Below are 21,786 nucleotides of genomic sequence, written 5' to 3'. Positions count from 1 at the left end.
CCCCTTTCGTGACCGGCGGTGGCCCGACGAGTGCTCGTCGGGCCACCGCACCGCGGATCAGGACAGGCCGGCGGCCCAGTCGTAGCCCTTGAGGAACGGGTCCGGCTCGATGGGCCCGTCGGACTTCCACTCCGTGTAGATCAGGCCGTCCTTCGCGATCTTGCCGATCAGCGCAGTCTTGGCGATGTGGTGGTTCTCGCCGTTGACGGTGACCTTCCCCTCCGGCGCGTCGAACGAGACACCACCGGCAGCCGCCTGGATGTCCGGCACCGCGAACGACTTGGCCTTCTCGACCATGCCCTTCCAGAGGTAGAGCGACGTGTACGCCGCCTCCATCGGGTCGGACGTGACGCGGTCGTCGCCGTACTTGGCCTTGAAGTCCGCGACGAACTTCTTGTTCTCGGGGCTGTCGACCGTCTCGTAGTAGTTCCATGCGGTGAGCTGGCCCTCGACGTTGTCGACGCCGATGCCGCCCACCTCCTCCTCGGCGATGGACACCGAGACGACGGGCAATGAGTCCGCCTTGAGCCCGGCGTTCTTGTACTCCTTGAAGAACGCCACGTTGGAGTCGCCGTTGAGGGTGTTGAACACCGCGTCGGCGCCCGAGCCCTTGAGTTTGTTCACGATCGTCGAGAAGTCCGTGTGGCCGAGCGGCGCGTACTCCTCGCCCACGATCTCGATGCCGTTGGCCTTGGCGTAGGCGTCGATCTCCTTGTTGGCGGTCCGCGGGAAGACGTAGTCGGAGCCGACGAGGAAGACCTTCTTCTTACCCTGCTCCTTGAGGTAGTCCATCGCGGGGATGATCTGCTGGTTCGTGGTCGCACCGGTGTAGAAGATGTTCTTCGACGCCTCGAGGCCCTCGTACTGCACGGGGTAGAACAGCAGCGCGTCGTTGCTCTCGAAGACGGGGAGCATGGCCTTGCGCGACGACGACGTCCAGCCGCCGAAGACTGCCGCGACACAGTCGGAGGTGATGAGCTTCTCGGCCTTCTCAGCGAAGACCGTGGGCTCGGACGCCCCGTCCTCCGCGACGACCTTGAGCTGCTTGCCCATCACGCCGCCGGCCGCGTTGATCTCGTCGGCCGCCATGTCCAGGGAGTCGCGGACCGTCTGCTCGGAGATGGCCATGGTGCCGGACAGCGAGTTGAGGAAGCCGATCTTGATGCTGTCGCCCGACGTGTCGACGCACGACGAGCCGGTGGCGGCGGCGGAACCGCTGGATCCGGCCGAGGCGTCGGTCTTGGCGCCGCAGCCGGCGAGCCCGACGGTGGTGGCGAGCGCGGCAGTCAGTGCGAGTGCGCGCGTGGAGGTTCTGGTCAACGGGGTGCCTTTCGCTGGGGAGGAGCGGAGCAGATCCGGACTTCGTGGCTCAGGCAGCACGCGCACCGCGCTGTGTCCCGCGCTGTATACATCCCTGTGCCCATGCCTGAGAACGCTAGGGACCGGGTGTTTCGGACAAAGGAGCGGTCCGGTAAACGCCGCGTTTCGACCCGATCCCGATTCGGCGACGGCCACGAGAGCCCGGACTACCCTTCGAGGCATGCCCCTGCGCGCGCTGGACCAGTCCTCCAAGCTGAAGAACGTCCTCTACGAGATCCGCGGCAAGGCGTTGGAGGAGGTCGCGCGCCTGGAGGCTGACGGCTACGAGGTGCTCAAGCTCAACACCGGCAACCCGGCGGCGTTCGGGTTCCAGGCGCCGCACCAGATCGTCCGCGACGTCGTCGCCGCGATCCCCCAGGCGCACGGCTACACCGACAGCCGGGGCATCCTGTCGGCTCGTCGGGCCATCGTCACGCGCTACGAGACCGAGCCCGGCTTCCCGGAGATCGACGTCGACGACGTCTACCTGGGCAACGGGGTCTCCGAGCTCATCACCATGGTCATGCAGGCGCTGCTCGACGAGGGCGACGAGGTGCTCATCCCCTCGCCCGACTACCCGCTGTGGACGGCGATGACGTCGCTGTCCGACGGCAGGCCGGTGCACTACCGGTGCGACGAGAGCAACGGCTGGGCCCCCGACCTGGACCACATCCGCGAGCTCATCACGCCGCGCACCAAGGCCCTCGTCGTCATCAACCCCAACAACCCCACCGGCGCGGTCTACTCGCGAGAGGTCCTGGAGGGCATCGCCGCCATCGCGCGCGAGCACAGCCTGCTCCTGCTGTCCGACGAGATCTACGACCGGATCCTGTTCGACGGCGCCGTCCACACGCCCATGGCGACGGTCGCGCCCGACCTGCTCTGCCTCACGTTCAACGGCCTGTCCAAGACCTACCGCGTGGCCGGCTACCGCTCGGGCTGGCTCGTCATCACCGGCCCCCGCGACCACGCCACCGGCTTCCTCGAGGGCATCACGCTGCTGGCCTCGACGCGGTTGTGCCCGAACGTCCCCGCCCAGCACGCCGTGCAGGCCGCGCTCGGCGGCGTGCAGTCGATCGACGGACTCATCGCCCCCGGCGGACGCCTGCACGAGCAGCGAGAGATCGCCTGGAAGGGCCTGACGACCATCCCGGGCGTGACGTGCGTGCGCCCCGACGGCGCCCTGTACCTGTTCCCGCGCCTGGACCCTGAGGTGCACGAGATCCACGACGACGCCCGCCTGGTCTACGACCTGCTGGTGAGCGAGCACATCCTGCTGGTGCAGGGCACGGGCTTCAACTGGCCCGACCCGGACCACCTGCGCATCGTCACGCTGCCCGAGGCCCGCGTGCTGGCCGAGGCGGTCGAGCGGCTGGGCAACTTCCTGTCGTCGTACCGCCAGTAGGCGCTGCCGGCCGGTGCGGCCTCGTCAGGCTGCGGACTGGGCGTGGTCACGGGGCATCGCCAGCGCGGCGACGATCATGAGGACCGCGACGACGAGCACCGCGACGAGTGCGTCGCGGACGGCGACCTGCAGCGCGGCCGGGTGCGTGTCGCCGTCCACCCCGCGCAGCGCGGCGTTGACGATCGCGCCCATGACCGCCACGCCCACCGCGGAGCCCATCGACCGGGCGAACATGTTGGCGCCGGTGACGACGCCGCGCTCGCCCCACTCGACGCTGGACTGCGCGGCGATGAGGGTGGGCGACGCCGTCAGGCCCATCCCCAGCCCGACCACGAGGCACGCGCCGCCGACCGCCCACAGCGACGGGTGCTTCGCAGCCACGAGGAGCGCGACGCAGCCGACGACGACGATCGCCGTGCCGAGCAGCGCGGTGAAGCGGAACCCGCGACGCAGGTAGAGCCTGCCCGACTGCGAGGCGGCGATCGGCCAGCCGATCGTCAGCAGGGCCAGGGTTAGGCCGGACTGGAGCGGGGTCACACCCAGGATCGCCTCGAGGAACGACGGGATGTAGGAGGTCAGGCCGATGAGCACGACGCCCACGCCGACCGAGATCGCGGCCGTCGTCGCCAGCAGCCGGCGGGACAGCAGGCGCAGCGGCAGTACGGGCTCGTCGGCCCGCTGCTCGACCACCAGGAACACGCCCAGCAGCACGAGGCCGACGCCCAGGACGGCGACGCTCGGCACCGAGACCCACGCCCACTCGTTGCCGCCCTCGAGGATGCCGAGGATCAGCAGGCTCACGGACGCGGTGAGCAGCGCGCCGCCCGCCCAGTCGATCCGGTGCTGGCGCCGCTCGATGTCCTCGTGCAGGCGGCGCCACAGCAGCCATGCCGCCAGCAGGCACAGCGGGATGTTGACGAAGAAGATCCACCGCCACGAGAACAGGCTGAAGACGCCGCCGAGCGTCGGGCCGACGACCGACGAGATCCCCCACACGCTCGCGATGTAGCCCTGCACCTTGGCGCGCTCGGCGACGGTGTAGATGTCACCGGCGATCGTGACGGCCATCGGCTGCACCGCCCCGGCGCCCAGGCCCTGCACGGCGCGGAACGCGATGAGGGCGGGCATCGACCATGCGAAGCCGCACAGCAGCGACCCCAGCCCGAACAGTGCGATCCCGATCAGGACCACCGGCTTGCGGCCCCACGTGTCGGCGAGCTTGGAGTAGATCGGCACCGACACGGCCTGCGTCAGCAGGTACAGCGAGAAGAGCCAGGGGAACGACGAGAACCCGCCCAGCTCGCGCACGATCGTCGGGACCGCGGTGGCGAGGATCGTCGAGTCGATCGCGACGAGGCCCGTCGTCACCATGAGGGCGACGAGCACAGGCCCACGCTCGGACCGGAAGCCCACGTCGGCCCGGTCGACCTGGGCGCTCAGCGCAGGATCCAGAGCAGCACGTTCACGTCACCACTGAACGCCCACCCGCTCGTCGCGGCAACCGCGTCTCACCATCACCGGGTCGAACCTGGTGCATAGTGGGAGCAACCGCACCACCAGGAGGTCGCGATGCCCGAGCCCGACGCCGCAGAGCCGACGTCGCCGACCTCCCCGGACCCGGCAGCGCAGTACCGCGTCCTGCCCGCACCGATCCGGGTCGCCGACACCGTCGCGCTCGTCGACACGACCGTCGCCCGCGACCCCGAGGGCGGCCGCGACACCGACACGGACTTCCTCCTGCGCCACGCCTCCTGAGATCGCCGGGACACCGCGCACGATCGCCCAGGACGCCTCGGACAGCCGGACGGGCCGGCCACCCGAAGGTGGCCGGCCCGTCCGTGGAACTGCGTGCGGCCGTCAGGCCGCGAGCGGGTGGCTCAGAAGCCGCCGCCGAAGTCCTCGCCACCGCCGGGAGCGGCCGGCGCGGCCTTCTCCGGCTTGTCGGCCACGACGGCCTCGGTGGTGAGGAACAGCGCCGCGATGGACGCGGCGTTCTGCAGGGCGGAGCGCGTGACCTTCACCGGGTCGTTGACGCCCGCGGCGAGCAGGTCCTCGTAGGTGTTGGTCGCGGCGTTGAGGCCGTGACCGACGGGGAGGTTGCGCACCTTCTCCGCGACGACGCCACCCTCGAGGCCGGCGTTGATCGCGATCTGCTTGAGCGGGGCCTCGATCGCGAGCTTCACGATCGCAGCACCGGTCGCCTCGTCGCCCTCGAGCTTGAGGCCCTCGAACGCCGTCTTGCCGGCCTGGATGAGCGCCACGCCACCACCGGCGACGATGCCCTCCTCGACGGCCGCCTTCGCGTTGCGCACGGCGTCCTCGATGCGGTGCTTGCGCTCCTTGAGCTCGACCTCGGTGGCCGCGCCCGCCTTGATGACGGCCACGCCGCCGGCGAGCTTGGCGAGGCGCTCCTGCAGCTTCTCGCGGTCGTAGTCCGAGTCCGAGTTATCGATCTCGGCACGGATCTGCGAGACGCGGCCGGCGATCTGCGCGGCGTCGCCCGAGCCCTCGACGATGGTCGTCTCGTCCTTGGTCACGACGACCTTGCGGGCCGTGCCCAGGACCTCGAGGCCCACGGTGTCGAGCTTGAGGCCGACCGTCTCCGAGACGACCTGACCACCGGTGAGGATGGCGATGTCCTGCAGCATGGCCTTGCGGCGGTCGCCGAAGCCGGGCGCCTTGACGGCGGCCGACTTGAACAGGCCACGGATCTTGTTGACGACGAGCGTGGCCAGGGCCTCGCCCTCGACGTCCTCGGCGACGATGAACAGCGGCTTGCCGGCCTGGATGACCTTCTCCAGCAGCGGCAGCAGGTCCTTGACGTTCGAGATCTTGCCCTCGACGAGCAGGACGTACGCGTCCTCCAGGACGGCCTCCTGACGCTCGGGGTCGGTCACGAAGTACGCCGACAGGAAGCCCTTGTCGAAGCGCATGCCCTCGGTGAGCTCGAGCTCGAGGCCGAGCGCGTTGCTCTCCTCGACGGTGATGACGCCCTCCTTGCCGACCTTGTCGAGCGCCTCGGCGATGAGCTCGCCGATGGAGGTGTCGCCGGCGGAGATCGCGGCGGTCGCGGCGATCTGCTCCTTGGTCTCGACGTCACGCGCCTGCGAGAGCAGGGCGCCGGTGACGGCCTCGACGGCGGCCTCGATGCCCTTCTTCAGGGCGATCGGGTTGGCGCCGGCAGCGACGTTGCGCAGACCCTCGCGCACGAGCGCCTGGGCCAGGACCGTGGCGGTGGTGGTTCCGTCACCCGCGACGTCGTCGGTCTTCTTGGCGACCTCCTTGACGAGCTCCGCACCGATCTTCTCGAAGGGGTCCTCGAGGTCGATCTCCTTGGCGATGGAGACACCGTCGTTGGTGATCGTGGGGGCGCCCCACTTCTTGTCCAGGACGACGTTGCGGCCCTTGGGGCCCAGGGTGACCTTGACGGTGTCGGCGAGGGTGTTGAGACCCCGCTCGATGCCGCGACGGGCCTCCTCGTTGAAGGCAATGATCTTGGCCATGGGGCTGTGATCCTTCACTTGTTCGTGGGTGGGCCGACGATGCCCGCGACGGACGGACCGGGGCGCACGGTCATGTCCCGTGCTCCCGCAGCCCTCATCGGACGGCCGGGTGATTCTGTCACTCTCAACCCGAGAGTGCTAAGTCAATGGTTAGCACTCGACCCACGAGAGTGCAAGACGCGTTCGCTCCGCGCGGAGGATCGGACCGCGCGGCGATGCCGGCGTCGGGCCGGCGTCAGGCCGGGCGGACCTGCTCCGCCTGCGGGCCCTTGGCGCCCTGCCCCACCTCGAACTCGACGGCCTGCCCCTCCTCGAGGGTGCGGTAGCCGTCCACCTGGATGGAGCTGAAGTGGACGAACAGGTCAGCGCCGCCGTTGTCCGGGGTGATGAAGCCGTACCCCTTCTCGGCGTTGAACCACTTCACGGTGCCCTGTGCCATCGGGTCTCCTCGACGAGTGCTGCGCAGGGGCTCCCCGGCACCCTGGTGCGGCGAGCCTAGTGCGCGGTGCGTCCGCCTGACCAGGGTCGATGCAGATCCTGCGACTGCCGGGCGGTCAGCCCTGCGGAGCCGTCCGCAGGACGACGCTGATGCCGGCGCCTGCGTCGGTCGCCGACTGCTGGACGTCGTCGATCCCGAGCGACGACGCGACCTTGTCCGCGGTGGGCTTGAGGTCGTCGCTCGCGTAGTAGACGACCGACGCGTCCGGCTTGGTCCCCGAGAAGTTCTCGGCCTTGGCCGCGGTGAACCCGTCGCCCTTCAAGGCCGTCACCGTCTTGGCGGCCAGGCCGTTGATGCCCGCAGCGTTCAGCACGACGACCGGCGTGTCGAGCTGGACCTCGGCGGTCGCCGTGTCGTCCGTGGGCTCGTCGCTCGGCTCGGTCGCATCGTCCGTCGCGTCGTCCGTCGCCTTGTCCGTCACCTTGACGGACGAGCCGGCCGACGGGGTCGTCGCCTTCGGCGTCGCGGACGTCGTGGTCCCGGTCGTGGTCGTGTCGTCGTCCGTCCCGTTGTCCCGCGACGCGTACGTCACGAGCGCGTAGGCGACGAGGGGGACGATGACGATGACCGCGACGAACGGCCACCACCTGCTCCACGCCGAGCGGGGTGCACGATGGACACCTCGGGGGACATCCGGCCCCGTGGGTGCGTCGAACTCGTCGTCGGCGTAGGGGTAGTCGGCCTTGCTCACGGCCGCAAGGTTACTTGCTGCACCCGTGAGCTCGTGTCAGCGCAGGCCGCAGCGCCCGCGTGGCGTGTCCGCGTGGCACGTCCGCAGGGGCTCGCTTCAGCCCTGCGAGCCCAGGCGACGCGCGGTGCGGGCCCGCTGGCGCGACGAGCGCATCCGGCGCAGGCGCTTGACGAGCATCGGGTCGTGCGCGAGCGCTGCCGGGTCGTCGATCAGCGCGTTGAGCACCTGGTAGTACCGCGTGGCCGACATGTCGAACAGCTCACGGACCGCCTGCTCCTTGGCGCCGGCATACTTCCACCACTGCCGCTCGAACGCGAGGATCTGCTCGTCACGCTCGGTCAGCCCGGGTTCCGTGAGGGTAGGCAGCGACTCGAGCCGCATCGTCGCGCCGTCCATCGAACCTCCCGTGATCGTCCTGCCGTCCGTGCTCGCGCCATCGTACGACCCGAACGACATCCATGTCATTCGCCGGACGGGCGATCCTCGCGACCTGGTGGGCGCCGCCCTCGCACGCACCCTCTCGTCAGCCGGGCGAGACGGTCGCCACGGAGGTCGATAGCGTTCCCGGGTGACGTCCACACCGTCGAGCCCAGGTGCCACCCGACCTCTCGAGGAGGTCATGGCCGCCGACTGGGCCCGAGCTCTCGCGCCCGTCGAACCGCAGATCCACGCCGCGGGAGCATTCCTGCGCGCCGAGGTCGCATCCGGTCGTACGTACCTCCCGGCGGCCGACGCGATCCTGCGCGCCTTCGCCCGGCCGATGGCCGACGTGCGCGTGCTCGTCGTCGGCCAGGACCCGTACCCCACCCCCGGCCACCCGATGGGGCTGTCGTTCTCCGTCCAGCCCGACGTCCGTCCCGTTCCCCGCTCGCTCGCGAACATCTACCGCGAGCTCGGCACGGACGTCGGAGCCCCGATGCCGACGTCGGGCGACCTGTCCCCCTGGGCCGACCGCGGCGTCATGCTGCTCAACAGGGTGCTCACCGTGCGCCCCGGCGAGCCGGCGTCCCACCGTGGACGCGGCTGGGAGGCCGTGACCGACCGGGCGATCGCTGCGCTCGTCGAACGTGGTGGTCCGCTGGTCGCGCTGCTCTGGGGGCGCGACGCCCAGAGCCTGACGCCCGCACTCGGGTCGGTGCCGATCGTCGCGAGCGCGCACCCGAGCCCGCTGTCGGCGTCGCGCGGGTTCTTCGGGTCGCGGCCGTTCTCCCGGGTCAACGAGCTCCTGGTGCAGCAGGGCGCCGACCCGATCGACTGGACGCTCCCGTAGCCCACGCCCGCGTCGGCCACACCGAACGTCGAGAATGCGCACCGGACGGAACGGCGGGCAGGGTCAGGCAGGCGGCGTCGGGCAGGCGGCGTCGGGCAGCGGCGTCGGGCAGCGGCGTCGGGCAGGCGGCGTCGGGCAGCGGCGTCGGGCAGGCGGCGTCGGGCGGCGGCGTCGGGCGAGCGGGCTCAGAAGGGGGGCGAGTCGTCCTCGGGTGCGGGCGGCGGCGGTCGGTGGACCAACCCGGAGGGCGCCATCTCGAACACCATCGGCGAGCGCGAGTACGTGATCCCCGCCGGGCTGGTCCAGACGCAGTTGCCCGTCACCGGATCGCGCGTCGCGTGCCAACGCTTCCGGGTCTTCTGCTGATGGTGGTGCTTGCACAAGGCCTGAAGGTTGTCCACGGTGGTCTGGGTGTCGGCGGGGCGGGTGTCGTCGAAGGGGGCGACGTGGTCGAGCTCGCACCGGGCCGACGGCTGCTGGCAGCCAGGGAACGTGCACGTCACGTCCCGCGCCAGGACGGTTCCCGTGAGGTCCGCACCCGGGCGGTACCTGACCCGTCCCCGTTCGACGAATGCGCCGTCGGCCGGGTCGGTGAGGATCCGGGTCCACGTCGCGTCCTGGGCGAGCTCCCGCGCGACGTAGGCCGGGATGGGGCCGTAGCCGGCCAGGTCGCCGGGTAGGTCGTCGAGACCCAGCAGCGTGTTGGCTCCGACGGTCACCTGCAACGAGGTCCGCTTGCCGTGCCGCGTCGGAACCAGCGTGCCGTCCGGCGTCGTGCCGGAGTCGAGGATGCCCTTGAAGACGTCCGCGAAGGCGTCCGCGCGGCGCTGGTCGATCGTGCGGTCGTCGGTCGCGGACTTCGCGCCCGCGGCGAGGGCGTCGATCGCCGTCATGGCCGCGACGGCGTCGGCCGCCGGCAGGAAGGCCGAGAGGCTGGCCATGTTGTCGTTGATCCAACGCAGCCGGACGTCGCGATCCTTGCGGGCCCGCTGCGCGCGCTCCTTGCCGTTCGCCGGGTCGTTGATCAGCACCAGCTTGCGGACGTACCGGGCGAGCTGCGGGGCCGTCATCCCGGCACCGGCTGCGGCCGCATCGGCCACCACGGACTCCCGGCAGGTGCGGTCGTGCAGCACCAACGTCTCGTCGAGGATCACGTCCACCTTGCGGGCGTCCAAGGTCCCTGCCAGGAGCGCGTCCTCGAGCACGGGCGACGTCGCCAGACCCGCCGCACGACCGACGACGACCCCTGCCGCGCGGCCCGTGGTGACCAGCGCGCACGCGATCTCGTCGACGACCGCCTCACCCACGCCCGTGTCCCGGTTGAGCATCTCGCCGACGGCCCGCGCCTGGTACGCCGCCGCCATCGCCATGACCTGCGCCCAGCCGGCCGCCACCTCGACGAGGTCGAACGCACCGAGGTCCGCGACCTCGAGCTCCGCCAACCGGCCGGCAATCTCTGCGATCGAGGCACCACCGGGGGACGTCGGCACGGGGAAGGTCGGCAGCTCGCGCCCGTCGTACTCGGGCACCAACGCCGCGAGGGGCGCACCGGGCCGGGTGACGGTCACGTAGCCGCCAGGCTTCACGCTCAACGCGCCGGTCACGCTCACCACCCCCTCTCGATCATCGCGGTCGTCGTCGTCGGGAAAGGACCCAACCACTCGAACAACTGTACGACCGACCACCGACACGACGACCGCGAGCCGACCCGGAGTGCACAATGACGAGGTGAGTTCGACGCCCGAGTCCCCCCGCTGGTCCCGCTACGTCGCCATCGGCGACTCGTTCACGGAAGGCCTCTGGGACTCACCCGACGGCCCGGACGCCCCGACCCGCGGCTGGGCCGACGTGCTCGCTGCACGCCTCTCCGAGCGCCGCGTCGCCGCCGGCCAGAGCCCGCTCAGCTACGCCAACACGGCGATCCGTGGCCGGCTCCTGAAGTCGATCGTCGTCGACCAGGTCCCGGCCGCGATCGAGATGACGCCCGACCTCGTCAGCTTGGTCGGCGGCGGGAACGACATCCTGCGCCCGGCCGCCGACATCGACCGCCTGGCCCGCAATCTCGAGCACGCCGTCGTCCGGCTGCGCGAAGCCGGTATCGACGTGCTGCTGGGCACCGGGGTCGACGCGGCAGGAAGCCCCCTGGTCCGCGCGACGCGCTCACGCGTCGGCATCTACAACGCGCACATCTGGTCGATGGCCCGTCGGCACGGTGCCTACGTCGTCGACCTGTGGGGCATGCGTTCGCTGCTGGACTGGCGGATGTGGGCCGAGGACCGCATCCATCTCACCACCGAGGGCCACGCGCGCGTCGCGCAGGCCGCGCTCGTCGGCCTGGGCCTGACGCCCGACGACGAGGCCTGGGACGACCCGCTGACGCCCCTGCCCCCGACGCCCCGCACGCAGAAGATGCGCGAGGACGCCGCCTGGGTCCGCGAGCACGTCTACCCGTGGGCGACCCGCCGCCTGCGCGGCCGGTCGTCCGGCGACCTTCGCGTCCCGAAGCGCCCGGACCTCACGCCGGTGGAGTGACCCGTCAGTAGTGGTACGCGCAGACCGTGAAGGAGTACGCACTAGACCCCTTGATCGCCGAGGCCGTCTGGCTCGACGCCGTATAGGAGCTCACCGCCCCCGACAGTGCGGGGCTGAAGGCGAGGGGCACGCCGTCCGCACGGATCTGGCTGACGCCACCGACCAGTCTCGCGATCGCCGGCTGCATGTCGACCGACGCCGCCCAGTTGAAGTAGAAGGGCTGGGAGCCGTTGCCCGTCACCGTCGTGACGATGCACGCCTGCGAATCGGTCCAGGTACCGTGCTCGGATGCCGTCGTGAACGCGGCCGTGGCCTTGGATGCAGCGATCGGCTGCAGCGACGAGTTGCACACCGACACGGTTCGCGGCTGAGTCGCCGATGCTCCCATGTTGTCCGTGTAGCCGCCGGAGATCTGGATCTTGCCTGCCGAGGGCGTGTTGTCCGCCCAGCTGTAGCCGTCACCCTGCTGGCTGTAACCCGTGGTCACGCCGTTCCACGGCGGCTGCGACGTGTCGATGACGATGGCCCACGCCACTGGCGTAGCCGAGGCCGTCGTGACCTGGGCACTGAAGCACACGCTGATCGACGACGTGTAGTTGTTCTGCGTCCAGGCGATGTTGCTGACCGACGTGGAGCTGTTCCCGGGTACGACCGGGTTGCCGGTCGTCGAGGTCCACGAGGTGGAGCTCGCCATGGCCACCACGACCGCGGGGTCGGTCCAGGCCGCGGAGGTCGGGGCCGTGGCACGCGTCGCGACGACGCCGGCGACGACGAGCAGCAGGGCGACGAGCCCCGACAGCCGGCGCAGCCGGCGCTCCCTCCCGGGAGGCCGGCCGGCGGTCGTCACGGAATTCACGAGACCTGCGCCGTGCCCGTAAAGGTGACGATGAGCGACCCGGCCTTGTTGGCGTAGCTCGACGGCCAGGCAGCGGGGACCGTCACCTTGAGCACGGTGGTCTGCGCCGTGGTGCTGCCCGCGGCGAACGTCAGGGTCTTGGCGCAGTTGGTCGCCGTCGTCGCGGTCGCGTCGAACGTCACGATGAGCGGCGTGCTGCCGGCGAAGAGGTCCCCGCTCGCCGTGCACGCCGTGGTGACCGTGATGGCCGACGATCCCGTGTTCTTGAGGTACAACGTCACGGACTTCGTGACCTGCGACGTGTTGTCGGGGTTGGGGACCAGGCCGGAGAACGTCGCCGCCGGGATCGAGATCGCGAGGTCCGCGGTCACTGTCGTCGAGGTGCTCGACGTGTTCGCGTCCGACCACGACGTGCCGTTCAGCGAGCCCTGCAGCCCGACGGAGGCGCTCCCGGCACTGGCGACGAAGTAGGCGGGATCCGTCCATGCGGCCGACGTGGCTGCCGCGCCGATCCCGAGAAGTGCCAGACCTGCCAGAACCAGCTTGAGCACACCGGAACGGCGACCGCGGAGCCACGACGTCGTGGCGGCGGGACGCGCGGCGCGGGCAGCGGTCGTCGTGGGGGACTCGTCGGGGGTCATGCGCGGATCTCCAGGCTGCTCGTGGCGTCACGTTCGCGGCGGCGCGCCGCGAGGACCATCAGGAGCCCGAGCAGACCCAAGGCGACCGCGGAGGTCACGAGGGGCAGCACGGCGCTCCCGGTGTGTGCGAGGGCACCTGAGGGGCGTTCCACGAACACGATGCGACCGGCGAGCGAATGACGTTCGTCGGGTCGGATGGCACCGGCGGTCACGCCGACGGTGAGGGTGTAGTCGCCGGCGGCGATCTCGTCGCCGGCTCGGACGTGCAAGAGGTCGACGCACGAGCCGGCCGAGCCGCACAGGCTCGCCCGCCACGTCACGCTGGTCGAAGCGGTGGTCACTGCCGCCCGCTCGACCGTGGCGTCCCGGGCGAGGTGGTAGGGCAACGACCTCGCCCGTGCATCACCGGGCATCAGGCCGGCGAAGGAGTACGACAGAGGCATCTCGCCGGGTGCTGCCGTGGCGCCCGTCGGCCACGCGAGCGCGCCGAGCACGGCAAGCACGACCGCGAGGGTCAGGCTCGCCGTGACGGCGGTGCGCAGCCGGTGCGTCATGTGCCGACGTGTTCCTTCTCGGGCTCAACGACCTCTTCGGTGAGCTCGTCCCCACGGGACGAGGGCAGCAGGGTCAGCCCGACGAGGCACAGGAGCGTGATCCCGAGCGGCACGACGACGGAACGCTGCGTCAGCTTGGTGACGAAGGTGCCACCGCCCGCGATCTGGACCTTGGGGGTCCAGACCTCCGCACCGACCTCGTACGGCGCGGCGTCCTCACCGTCGTTCGCGTCACCCTTGAGCCGGATCTCCCAGCGCTCGTCGCCGACCTTCTCGATCCCGACGATGCGATGGGAGACCAGGTTCTGCGTCAACGGGTTGTAGATCGACGCGACGTCGCCGACCTCGAGCTCACCGGTCGGGGTCTTCACGTCGACCAGCAGGTCGCCGGTCATGATCCCGGGCTCCATGGAGCCCGAGATCACGACCAGCGGCTTGATGTATTCGAGCTGCGAGGCCCCCCAAACGAGCACGCTCAGGACGCCGACGACCGCAAGCAGGGTCAGGACGGCGTTACCCACGAATCTCAGCGCACGCATCGGGGATCCTCAGTCAGGGCATTCTCGGGTGTCAGTTGGCGACGCTGGTGCCCGTGAACACGATCGCGAGGCTCTCCGACTTGCCCTGGTTGGCGGACGACCAGTCCGACGGAGTCGTGACCGTGACCGTGATGTCCGCGTTGGTGCCGGCGTGCAGGTCGTTCGGCGTGCCCGTGATGGCCACCGTGGGTGCCGCGGCGAAGTCGTTCGCGGGGCTGGCGGACCGCCACTCGTAGTTCTTGGCGATCGTCTGGTCGACCGTGCCGGCGTTCTTGATGTTCAGCGTGAACGTGCGCGTGGAACCCGGCACGAGGTTCTTGAGCTTCTCGTCGGGGATGACGATCGCGGCGGTCGTACCGTCCGCGTCGGCGTCCTCGTAGGAAGGGGTGGACGCGAAGTTCAGGCCCTGAAGCTCGAACGTCGCACCCGTGGCGGTGGCGGTGAACCACGCGTTGTCGGTCCAGGCTGCGGACGTCGCGGCGGCCGCGATGCCCAGCAGCGCGCCGCCGGCGAGCGAGAACTTGAGGATGGCGCCGCGCTTGCGCTTCTTGCGCTCGTCGGCCGACTGCGTAGCGGGGGTCGAGGTTGCCATGGGGAACTCCTGGAGAGGCGATGAACCGACGGGACGTTGGAGTCCCCGACGCCTTGCCGAGAACCCGTTCGAGCTCGTGAGCAGCGTTGCTACGAGGTGCGAACGTAAGAGTTATCGGCTACTGGACGACCGTCCGACTGGGTGCTGGCACCTACACCGCCGGAATCGCCGGTTTCTTTCACCCGCCCGGTATACGCACGGAACGGACAAGCAGGTCAGAGCCTATGCGCACCCTGTGGGCGACGTCCCTCCGCCGAACGGGTGAAGCATTCACTCAGTCAGTGCGGACAAGGGGATCCGGGCGTCGAGAACGGCGCCGATCTCGTCTCCAGGAGCGATCTGGACCGTCCCGCCGACGAGCTCGAGACGCTCGCGCAGACGCGCCGTCCCGGAGGCCGACCCTGCCGACGCGGGGTCGTACAGCTCGCCGTCGTTCTCGACACGCACCATGAGGGCAGATCCCGCCACCTGGAGGTGGACCTGGACGATCGTCGCCGGACCGTGCTTGAGCGCGTTGGTGATGCCCTCCTCGACGACGCGCACGGCGAGCAGGCGCTCGCTGACCAGGACACGGCTCCCGACGGGGTCGTCGACCTCGCGCACCTCGTCGCCGACGACCAGCCGCGTCGCGATCGTGGACGGGAGCCGGCCCAGCAGCGCACGGACCGCCGGGACGAGGCCCAGCTCGAGCCGCTCCGGGTAGAGCAGGCGGCTCATCTGACGCACGTCGATCTCACGGGCCACCTGCAGCTCGTCGCGCACCCAGCGCAGCGCCTCGGCGTCCCGTTCGCACAGGTCGCCGGAGTGCTCGAGCACGCTCTGCAGGCGCGCGTCGACAACGACGAGCTTGTTCTGCAGCGTCCCGTGCAGTCCTTCGGCGACCTCACGGCGGACGCGGATCTCCTCCTGCTCCAGCGAGGAGACAGCCATCTCGGCGTGGACGGTCCGGCGCTCGGACTCGCGGATCGCGGCTCGCGCTCGTCGCCGCGAGATGAGCGACCACACACCGATGCCGGAGGAGACGAGCGCGACGACGAGTCCACCGAAGAGCTCGGCACCCTGGGTGCTCGGGGAGGGATCGCGGTAGACGTCGAACGCGATCTGCGCACCCCAGCGCGCGACCGCGCACGCGAGCGACGCCGCGACCGCGCCGGCGACGAGCCGTGCGAGCGAGTGCACCCGGTAGACCCGCAGCACCCACATGACCCCGACGAGCACGCAGACCCCGACGGCGTTGGCGGCAAGCCTGCGCCAGACGGACACGTCCGCGAACGCCGGGATCGCCTGGCCGTACACGTATGCGGCCTGCAGCGCGGCACCGAACGCGTACCCGAACGCCACGATGGCTGTCCCGCGCAGCAGCACCACGCGGTCGCCGCGGACGTCGCGGGCCCGTCGCGCCTGCGCCAACGCCGTGTCGTTCACCGCCCGCTCCCCTCGCCACGCACCGGTGCGTCTCACCCGCCGCGTCCCGCTGCGTCGTCCAGCCGCAGACCATACTGGTGCCGATGAGCATCCCAGGCACCCGGCACCTTCGTGTCGCCGTCGTCGAGGACCAGCCGCTCTTCCGCTCCATGCTGGAGCGAACCCTGGGCGGCACCGCCGGCATGCAGGTGGTCGCGGCCGTCGGCACGACGAGCGAGGCGCTGCGGCAGTTCCGGGCCGGCTTCGCGGACGTCGTCGTCCTGGACATCGACCTGCCGGACGGCAACGGCATCGCGCTCGGCGTCTCGTTGCGCCGACGCCAGCCCTCGCTGGGCATCCTGCTGCTGTCCGCGCACGATGCGATGGACCTGCTCCTCGACCTCCCGCAGGACGTGGCCGCAGGGTGGGGGTACCTGTCCAAGACGTCGACGACGACGGAGGAGGTGCTCGTCGGCGCCGTGCGCGCGGCTGCCGTCGGCGAGACCGTCCTGGACCCGGCACTGCTGGCGCGGATGACGCCGCGCGCGGGCTCGGACGTCGCCCGGCTCACTGACCGTCAGTACGAGGTGCTGAGGCTGCTGGCCGCAGGCCTGTCGAACGCCGGCATCGGCGAGCGTCTGGGCATCACCGAGAAGTCTGTACAGAACCACGTCAACGCGATGTACGCGACGCTCGGCATCGACGCCGACCCTCAGCGCAACCCCCGCGTCAGCGCGACGCTGCGCCTGCTCGAGGAGACCGGCCCCGCGCACTGAGCGCCGAACCGTCTCGTCCTGTTCGCCCGGTTCTCACCCGATCGTCACCTTCACCCGGTCAACTGCTCCGGGCGACGAGCGTCGCCTTGCACCCCCGGAATGCCAGCACCCCCGGAAAGGGAACACGATGAGGACACGAGCAGTCCGCCCCCTCGCCGCGACGGTCGTCGCCGGCGCGCTCGTCCTGGGCGCCACCACCAGCTGGGCCGTCACCACCCAGCTCACGGGTCACGGCGACGCCCGCCGCCTGGACGGCGACCAGACCGCGGCCGTGAAGTCGCAGATCAAGGGCGGCCACGCCAAGAACGTCATCCTGCTCATCGGCGACGGCATGGGCGACTCCGAGATCACGGTCGCCCGCAACTACGCCAAGGGCGCCGCGGGCCGGTTCGCCGGGATCGACGCGCTGCCGCTGACCGGCCAGTACACGACGTACGCGCTGGACAAGAAGGACGGCCTGCCCGACTACGTGACCGACTCGGCCGCCTCCGGGTCGGGCTGGTCGACAGGCACCAAGACGTACAACGGCGCCATCTCCGTCGACATCAACAACGTGCCCCAGCGCTCCCTGCTCGAGATCGCTCGCGCCAACGGCCTGCGCACCGGCGACGTCAGCACCGCCGAGCTCCAGGACGCCACCCCCGCCGTCCAGGTCGCGCACGTCCCCGACCGCGGCTGCTACGCCCCGTCGTCGACCCTGGCCAAGTGCCCGGGCAGCGCGCTGCAGAACGGCGGCCTCGGTTCCATCACCGAGCAGCTCCTGGACGCCCGCGCCGACGTCACCCTGGGCGGCGGTGCGACGTCGTTCAACGAGCAGGCCGCGGCCGGCCAGTGGTCCGGCAAGACCCTCCTGCAGCAGGCCAGCGCGCGCGGCTACCAGGTCGTCACCGACGCCGCGGGCCTCGACGGCGTGACGTCCGCCGACCAGAACAAGCCCGTCCTCGGCCTGTTCGCCCCCGGCAACATGCCGGTCCGCTGGGTCGGCCCCCTCGCCACGCACACCGGCGGCACCGAGGCCCCCGCGACCTGCACGGCCAACCCGAAGTACGTCGCGACGACGCCCACGCTCAAGGCCATGACCACCAAGGCGATCAGCCTGCTGAACCGTTCGGGCAGCAGCAAGGGCTTCTTCCTGCAGGTCGAGGGCGCGAGCATCGACAAGCAGGACCACGCCGCCGACCCCTGCGGCCAGATCGGTGAGACGGTCGACCTCGACGAGGCCGTCCAGGTGGCGCTGAACTTCGCGAAGCAGGACGGCAACACCCTCGTCGTCCTGACCGCCGACCACGGCCACTCCAGCCAGATCGTCTACCCCAACACGACGACGCCCGGCCTGACCCGCACCCTGCTCACGGCCGACAACAAGCCGATGACCGTCGCCTACGGCACCGCCGACACGGGCGGCTCGCAGGACCACACCGGCACCCAGGTGCGCATCGCCGCCTATGGTCCGCGCGCCGCGAACGTCGTCGGCCTCACCGACCAGACGGACCTGTTCTTCACCATCCGTGACGCCCTCAAGCTGAACCCCGACGCCCCCACCCCCGGCGCCCCGGTCATCGAGAACGTGTCCGTCATGGACGGCGCGATCCTCAAGGGCAAGCAGACGGTCCGCGTCACGCTCGACACGACCCCGAAGTACACGTACATCGAGCTCAACCGGGCCGGCACGTGGCTGACGGACAACACCAAGGCCCCCGGCAGCACCAACGCCGGCAAGAAGCCCACCCTCGTCATCGACACCCGGGACTACCCGAACGGGAAGTACCAGATCAAGATCGACGCGGTCGGCATCGACGGCCGCACCACCGAGAAGGTCGTCGGCTTCACGATCGCCAACAAGTAGCGCACCCGCGAAGGCCCCGACCACCCCGAGGGGTGTAGGTCGGGGCCTTCGTGGTGCGTACCCTGGGGCGGTGGAGGCCTGGTTCGAGGCGGCGACGGCCGGGAGCGACAGCGGTGCGGTCGCGCGTGCGGTCACCTGGGAGTCCACGCCCCTCGGCCCTCCCGCCACCTGGCCGCCCTCGCTGCGCACGGCTGTGAATCTCTGCTTCAGCACCCGGTTCCCCGTGATGATCGCGTGGGGCGACGAGCTCACCATGATCTACAACGACGGCTACCTGCCGATGCTGGGCACCGAGAAGCACCCCGCCGCCATGGGAGCGCCCGCCAAGGAGGTGTGGGGCGAGATCTGGGACGACATCGAGCCCAGCTTCCGCCAGGTGCTCACGACGGGCGTCGCCACGTGGGTCGTCGACCAGCCGCTGCTGATGGACCGCTCGGGCTTCACCGAGGAGACGGCCTTCAGCTACTCCTACAGTCCCCTGCTCGACGACCTCGGCCACGTGCGCGGCGTCCTGGACATCGCCACCGAGACCACGGACCGCGTCGTGGCGGCGCGGCGGCTGTCCACCCTGACCACGATGGCGACGGCGCTGGCGGCGACCCTCGGCGGTCCCGACGACCAGGTGCACGCAGCCCTGCGGGCCCTGGGTGCGAGCCCCGACGTCGCGTACGCGGCGGTCCACCTGCGCGAGGACGACGACCTCCGGCTGGTCGGGAGCACCGGCACGCCTCGACGCGAGATCCCCGGACCGCAGCTGGCGGCCGTCGCGGACGGCCGGGGTGCCTTGACCGTGGGTACGACGGTCGCCACCGCGCTCACGGATGCCCGCGATGCCGAGGCCTCGGGCGTGATCGTGCTCGAGGCGGCGCCCGGGCGCCCGTTCGACGACGCCAACCGTGAGTTCCTGCACCTCGTCGCGGCCGCGGTCGGCAGCGCGCTGACCGCGACCATCCGTCGGATGCGCGAGCTCGACGAGGTCTCGACCGTGAGCCGCGCACTGCAGGAGGCCATGCTCCCCTCGCCACGCGACCTCACCGGCGCCGTGGTGCGGTACCGGCCCGCCGACGGTCGACTCACGGTGGGCGGCGACTGGTTCGACGTCGTCGAGCTGCCCGGGGGCAGGCGCGGCCTCGTGGTCGGCGACTGCGTCGGGCACGGGCTCGCCGCCGCAGCGGTCATGGGCCAGCTGCGCAGCGCGGCACGCGCCCTGCTCCTCGAGCACGGCGGACCCGCGGCCACGCTCTCCGGGCTGGACCGCTACGCCCGCACGCTGGCCGGAGCGGAGTTCACCACCGTCTTCGTCGGCGTCCTCGACGAGGCCGCCGGCACCTTCACGCACGCCGCCGCGGGACATCTTCCCCCCGTCCTGGTCACCGCCACCGGGGCCGAGTGGGTGCTGGGCGGACGCGGCACCCCGCTCGGGCTGGACGGTGGCGAGCGCGTCGACGCCACGGCCGCGGTCACGACGGGTGACCTGCTCCTGCTCTACACCGACGGCCTGGTCGAACGTCGTGGCACCGGCCTGCGAACCGACCTCGCCCGACTGCGCGAGCACGCCCCCGTTCTCCGGGATACCGGTCTCGACGACGCGGTCGACGGGCTGCTCGATCACTTGCTCACGGGCGACGTGCGCGACGACGTCGTCGTGCTGCTGTGCCGCGTGGGCTGATCGGCTCGCGTAGGCGAGACGTATCGGAGCCCCCTGTCGGATTCGAACCGACGACCCCCTGTTTACAAGACAGGTGCTCTGGCCGACTGAGCTAAGGAGGCGGGCGGGGCAAGCGTACCGAGGCCCGGCCCCGCGACGAAGCGGGGCCGGGCCTCGGAGAGCGTCAGCCCTTGGCGGCGGCCTCGACGGCCGTCTTGAGCGCGCCGGGCGTGCTCCAGTTCTCGAACTTGGTGTCGTTGATCAGCACGTACGGCGTGCCGAACTTGTCGATCTTGTCGGTCAGGCCCGTGTTCGCGGCGATCCACGGCGCGAAGGTGCGCCACGTGCCCTTCTTCTCCGCGTCGGAACCCTCGACCTTGTACGTGCCGTCGACGGTGTCGGTGAACGTGTCGGACACTGACGACGGGACGCCGGCCTCGGTGGCGATCTCGGCGATCTTCTCGTCGGTCAGCCCGTCCGTGTTCTCGGCCGGCTGCTGCTCGTAGAGCTTGGTGATGAACGGGGAGAAGTGCTCCGGGTCCTTGTCGGCGACGATCGACGCCGCGTTGGCCGCGCGGTTGGAGTAGTGCGTGCCGTTCGATGCACTGTCGAGGAACGAGACCGGGAAGTACTTGACGGTGATCCCGTCCTCCTTCGCCAGCGCGTCGAGGTCGGCGCCGTTGATGGAGTCGAACTGCGCGCAGATGGGGCACTGCAGGTCGAAGTAGATGCTCAGCGTCGCCGAGCCGCCGGCTGCGGCCTTGCCGACGCCGTCCTTCGACACGGGGATGAAGTTGCCGTCGGCGGTGGACGGTGCGGTCACGTCGGCCGTCGCGGGCGCGACGACGTCGGACCCGCCGCCGCCGTAGGCGACGTTGGCGTACTGCTCCGCCTTGTCGGAGTTCTGCTTCATGATGAAGGCGACGACGAGGCCGAGGGCGACCAGAGCGACGGCGCCGACGACGATGACGGCGATCCGGGTGCGCTTGGCCTTGCGCTCCTGCGCGATGCGCAGCTGGCGGGCCTTCTCGCGCGCCTCGTCGCGGCGCTGGTTCTTGCTGGGCTTGGGGTCGTTGGTGGGCATGATGCTCCTGGGTCTGGAAGTGCAGGTCTGAGAGGGCAGGGCGGACGAGCGGGCGGGTGTCAGACCGCGAGCGGCGGTCCGCGGCGCGCGATGCTCGCCACCAGCTCCCGCCGCAGCGGCGGGTGGACGACGGCCGCCGGCGCGGCGGGCCGCCACGCCGGGAAGGTCAGGGTGGCGACGACGAGCGCGACGAGCGGCCGCAGCAGGTGCTGGACCGCGCGGGCGGCGCGTCCGACGAGCGCCAGCAGGCTCAGGCCCGCGAGCGCGACCGCGGCGGACGCGACGACGAGCGGGACGGCGACGCTGAGGAGCATGACCGCGCCGGCGCCGGTGGGCGCGAGGCCCAGCGAGCCGTCGGGGCAGTCGGCGACGCGGCGCAGGATCGCGAGCCGCATCCCGAGCATGCCGGTGGCCCCGTCGGCCGCGACGCAGCTGTGCAGCACGATCCGGCTGGACACCACGCTGACGGCCCCGAGCAGCAGCGCGGTGAGCCCGACGAGGCCGGCCAGCACGGGGCGCGCGGGGGCCAGACGTGGCCCTCGTCGCGCGCGCATGGGGGACAGCGTAGGGGTACGACTTGAGGGGCG

The 21,786-nt window shown here is 70.8% G+C and carries 22 protein-coding genes and 1 tRNA gene; 7 read left to right on the top strand and 16 right to left on the bottom strand.

Annotated features, from left to right (window positions below; all coding sequences use genetic code 11):
- Window positions 1–57: 57 nt before the first annotated feature.
- Window positions 58–1,320 (bottom strand): urea ABC transporter substrate-binding protein, encoded by a 1,263-nt coding sequence (gene urtA / locus IC607_RS10905; protein ID WP_225224820.1) that lies wholly within the window; start codon window positions 1,318–1,320, stop codon window positions 58–60.
- A 220-nt stretch (window positions 1,321–1,540) separates the two neighbouring features.
- Between urtA and IC607_RS10900 the strand changes: the two genes are divergently transcribed.
- Window positions 1,541–2,764, top strand: coding sequence for a pyridoxal phosphate-dependent aminotransferase (locus tag IC607_RS10900; RefSeq protein ID WP_304516314.1), 1,224 nt, complete (start codon window positions 1,541–1,543; stop codon window positions 2,762–2,764).
- A gap of 24 nt (window positions 2,765–2,788) precedes the next feature.
- Here IC607_RS10900 and IC607_RS10895 read toward each other — a convergent pair whose 3' ends face one another.
- Window positions 2,789–4,135: an MDR family MFS transporter gene (locus IC607_RS10895; protein ID WP_191787761.1), complete on the bottom strand. Its 1,347-nt coding sequence runs from the start codon at window positions 4,133–4,135 to the stop codon at window positions 2,789–2,791.
- 198 nt (window positions 4,136–4,333) lie between these two features.
- Between IC607_RS10895 and IC607_RS10890 the strand changes: the two genes are divergently transcribed.
- Window positions 4,334–4,519, top strand: a complete 186-nt coding sequence (locus tag IC607_RS10890; protein WP_191787399.1) for a heme biosynthesis protein HemY — start codon at window positions 4,334–4,336, stop codon at window positions 4,517–4,519.
- 122 nt (window positions 4,520–4,641) lie between these two features.
- On the opposite strand, the gene groL is transcribed toward IC607_RS10890, so the two are convergent.
- From groL to IC607_RS10870, 4 genes are all read right to left on the bottom strand, one after another.
- Window positions 4,642–6,267, bottom strand: coding sequence for a chaperonin GroEL (gene groL, locus IC607_RS10885; protein ID WP_191787398.1), 1,626 nt, complete (start codon window positions 6,265–6,267; stop codon window positions 4,642–4,644).
- A 235-nt stretch (window positions 6,268–6,502) separates the two neighbouring features.
- Window positions 6,503–6,706 (bottom strand): cold-shock protein, encoded by a 204-nt coding sequence (locus IC607_RS10880; RefSeq protein WP_191787397.1) that lies wholly within the window; start codon window positions 6,704–6,706, stop codon window positions 6,503–6,505.
- A 115-nt stretch (window positions 6,707–6,821) separates the two neighbouring features.
- Window positions 6,822–7,457, bottom strand: coding sequence for a LytR C-terminal domain-containing protein (locus tag IC607_RS17870; protein WP_191787396.1), 636 nt, complete (start codon window positions 7,455–7,457; stop codon window positions 6,822–6,824).
- 96 nt (window positions 7,458–7,553) lie between these two features.
- Window positions 7,554–7,853: a DUF3263 domain-containing protein gene (locus IC607_RS10870; protein ID WP_191787395.1), complete on the bottom strand. Its 300-nt coding sequence runs from the start codon at window positions 7,851–7,853 to the stop codon at window positions 7,554–7,556.
- A gap of 172 nt (window positions 7,854–8,025) precedes the next feature.
- On the opposite strand from IC607_RS10870, the gene IC607_RS10865 reads away from it, so the two are divergent.
- Complete coding sequence (locus IC607_RS10865; RefSeq protein ID WP_191787394.1) at window positions 8,026–8,727, top strand: uracil-DNA glycosylase; 702 nt, start codon at window positions 8,026–8,028, stop codon at window positions 8,725–8,727.
- A gap of 185 nt (window positions 8,728–8,912) precedes the next feature.
- On the opposite strand, the gene IC607_RS10860 is transcribed toward IC607_RS10865, so the two are convergent.
- Window positions 8,913–10,337 (bottom strand): HNH endonuclease signature motif containing protein, encoded by a 1,425-nt coding sequence (locus IC607_RS10860; RefSeq protein ID WP_191787393.1) that lies wholly within the window; start codon window positions 10,335–10,337, stop codon window positions 8,913–8,915.
- A gap of 118 nt (window positions 10,338–10,455) precedes the next feature.
- On the opposite strand from IC607_RS10860, the gene IC607_RS10855 reads away from it, so the two are divergent.
- Window positions 10,456–11,259, top strand: a complete 804-nt coding sequence (locus tag IC607_RS10855) for an SGNH/GDSL hydrolase family protein (RefSeq protein ID WP_191787392.1) — start codon at window positions 10,456–10,458, stop codon at window positions 11,257–11,259.
- A gap of 4 nt (window positions 11,260–11,263) precedes the next feature.
- On the opposite strand, the gene IC607_RS10850 is transcribed toward IC607_RS10855, so the two are convergent.
- From IC607_RS10850 to IC607_RS10825, 6 genes are all read right to left on the bottom strand, one after another.
- On the bottom strand, window positions 11,264–12,106 hold the full coding sequence (locus IC607_RS10850; RefSeq protein WP_191787391.1) for a hypothetical protein: 843 nt from the start codon (window positions 12,104–12,106) through the stop codon (window positions 11,264–11,266).
- A gap of 5 nt (window positions 12,107–12,111) precedes the next feature.
- Window positions 12,112–12,756, bottom strand: a complete 645-nt coding sequence (locus IC607_RS10845) for a hypothetical protein (RefSeq protein WP_191787390.1) — start codon at window positions 12,754–12,756, stop codon at window positions 12,112–12,114.
- A complete protein-coding gene (locus IC607_RS10840) occupies window positions 12,753–13,310 on the bottom strand; it encodes a hypothetical protein (RefSeq protein ID WP_191787389.1) in 558 nt (185 codons plus the stop codon). The genes IC607_RS10845 and IC607_RS10840 overlap by 4 nt, the downstream gene beginning before the upstream one ends.
- The gene (locus IC607_RS10835) at window positions 13,307–13,849 is read right to left on the bottom strand and encodes a signal peptidase I (protein ID WP_225224819.1); all 543 of its coding nucleotides are present in this window, start codon (window positions 13,847–13,849) and stop codon (window positions 13,307–13,309) included. The genes IC607_RS10840 and IC607_RS10835 overlap by 4 nt, the downstream gene beginning before the upstream one ends.
- A 31-nt stretch (window positions 13,850–13,880) precedes the next feature.
- Window positions 13,881–14,441 carry a hypothetical protein gene (locus IC607_RS10830; protein WP_191787388.1) on the bottom strand — a complete coding sequence of 187 codons (561 nt, stop codon included), beginning with the start codon at window positions 14,439–14,441 and terminating at the stop codon, window positions 13,881–13,883.
- Window positions 14,442–14,711: 270 nt separating this feature from the next.
- Window positions 14,712–15,866 carry a sensor histidine kinase gene (locus tag IC607_RS10825; RefSeq protein WP_370526141.1) on the bottom strand — a complete coding sequence of 385 codons (1,155 nt, stop codon included), beginning with the start codon at window positions 15,864–15,866 and terminating at the stop codon, window positions 14,712–14,714.
- Window positions 15,867–15,949: 83 nt separating this feature from the next.
- Here IC607_RS10825 and IC607_RS10820 point away from each other — a divergent pair, with 83 nt between their 5' ends.
- From IC607_RS10820 to IC607_RS17865, 3 genes are all read left to right on the top strand, one after another.
- Complete coding sequence (locus tag IC607_RS10820; protein WP_191787387.1) at window positions 15,950–16,621, top strand: response regulator transcription factor; 672 nt, start codon at window positions 15,950–15,952, stop codon at window positions 16,619–16,621.
- Window positions 16,622–16,748: 127 nt separating this feature from the next.
- On the top strand, window positions 16,749–18,467 hold the full coding sequence (gene phoA / locus IC607_RS10815) for an alkaline phosphatase (RefSeq protein ID WP_191787386.1): 1,719 nt from the start codon (window positions 16,749–16,751) through the stop codon (window positions 18,465–18,467).
- Window positions 18,468–18,537: 70 nt separating this feature from the next.
- Window positions 18,538–20,136 carry a SpoIIE family protein phosphatase gene (locus IC607_RS17865; RefSeq protein ID WP_191787385.1) on the top strand — a complete coding sequence of 533 codons (1,599 nt, stop codon included), beginning with the start codon at window positions 18,538–18,540 and terminating at the stop codon, window positions 20,134–20,136.
- 27 nt (window positions 20,137–20,163) lie between these two features.
- Here the strand turns inward: IC607_RS17865 and IC607_RS10805 are convergent.
- From IC607_RS10805 to IC607_RS10795, 3 genes are all read right to left on the bottom strand, one after another.
- Window positions 20,164–20,237: transfer RNA gene (locus IC607_RS10805), tRNA-Thr, on the bottom strand.
- 62 nt (window positions 20,238–20,299) lie between these two features.
- Window positions 20,300–21,199 (bottom strand): thioredoxin domain-containing protein, encoded by a 900-nt coding sequence (locus IC607_RS10800; RefSeq protein WP_191787384.1) that lies wholly within the window; start codon window positions 21,197–21,199, stop codon window positions 20,300–20,302.
- A gap of 59 nt (window positions 21,200–21,258) precedes the next feature.
- The gene (locus IC607_RS10795) at window positions 21,259–21,753 is read right to left on the bottom strand and encodes a hypothetical protein (protein ID WP_191787383.1); all 495 of its coding nucleotides are present in this window, start codon (window positions 21,751–21,753) and stop codon (window positions 21,259–21,261) included.
- Between the last annotated feature and the right edge of the window lie 33 nt (window positions 21,754–21,786).

The organism is Cellulomonas sp. JH27-2 (genome assembly GCF_014837175.1).
Taxonomy (GTDB): Bacteria; Actinomycetota; Actinomycetes; order Actinomycetales; family Cellulomonadaceae; genus Cellulomonas.
The sequence above is the reverse complement of the archived record's forward strand: the minus strand, read 5'-3'. Positions and strand labels throughout refer to the sequence as shown.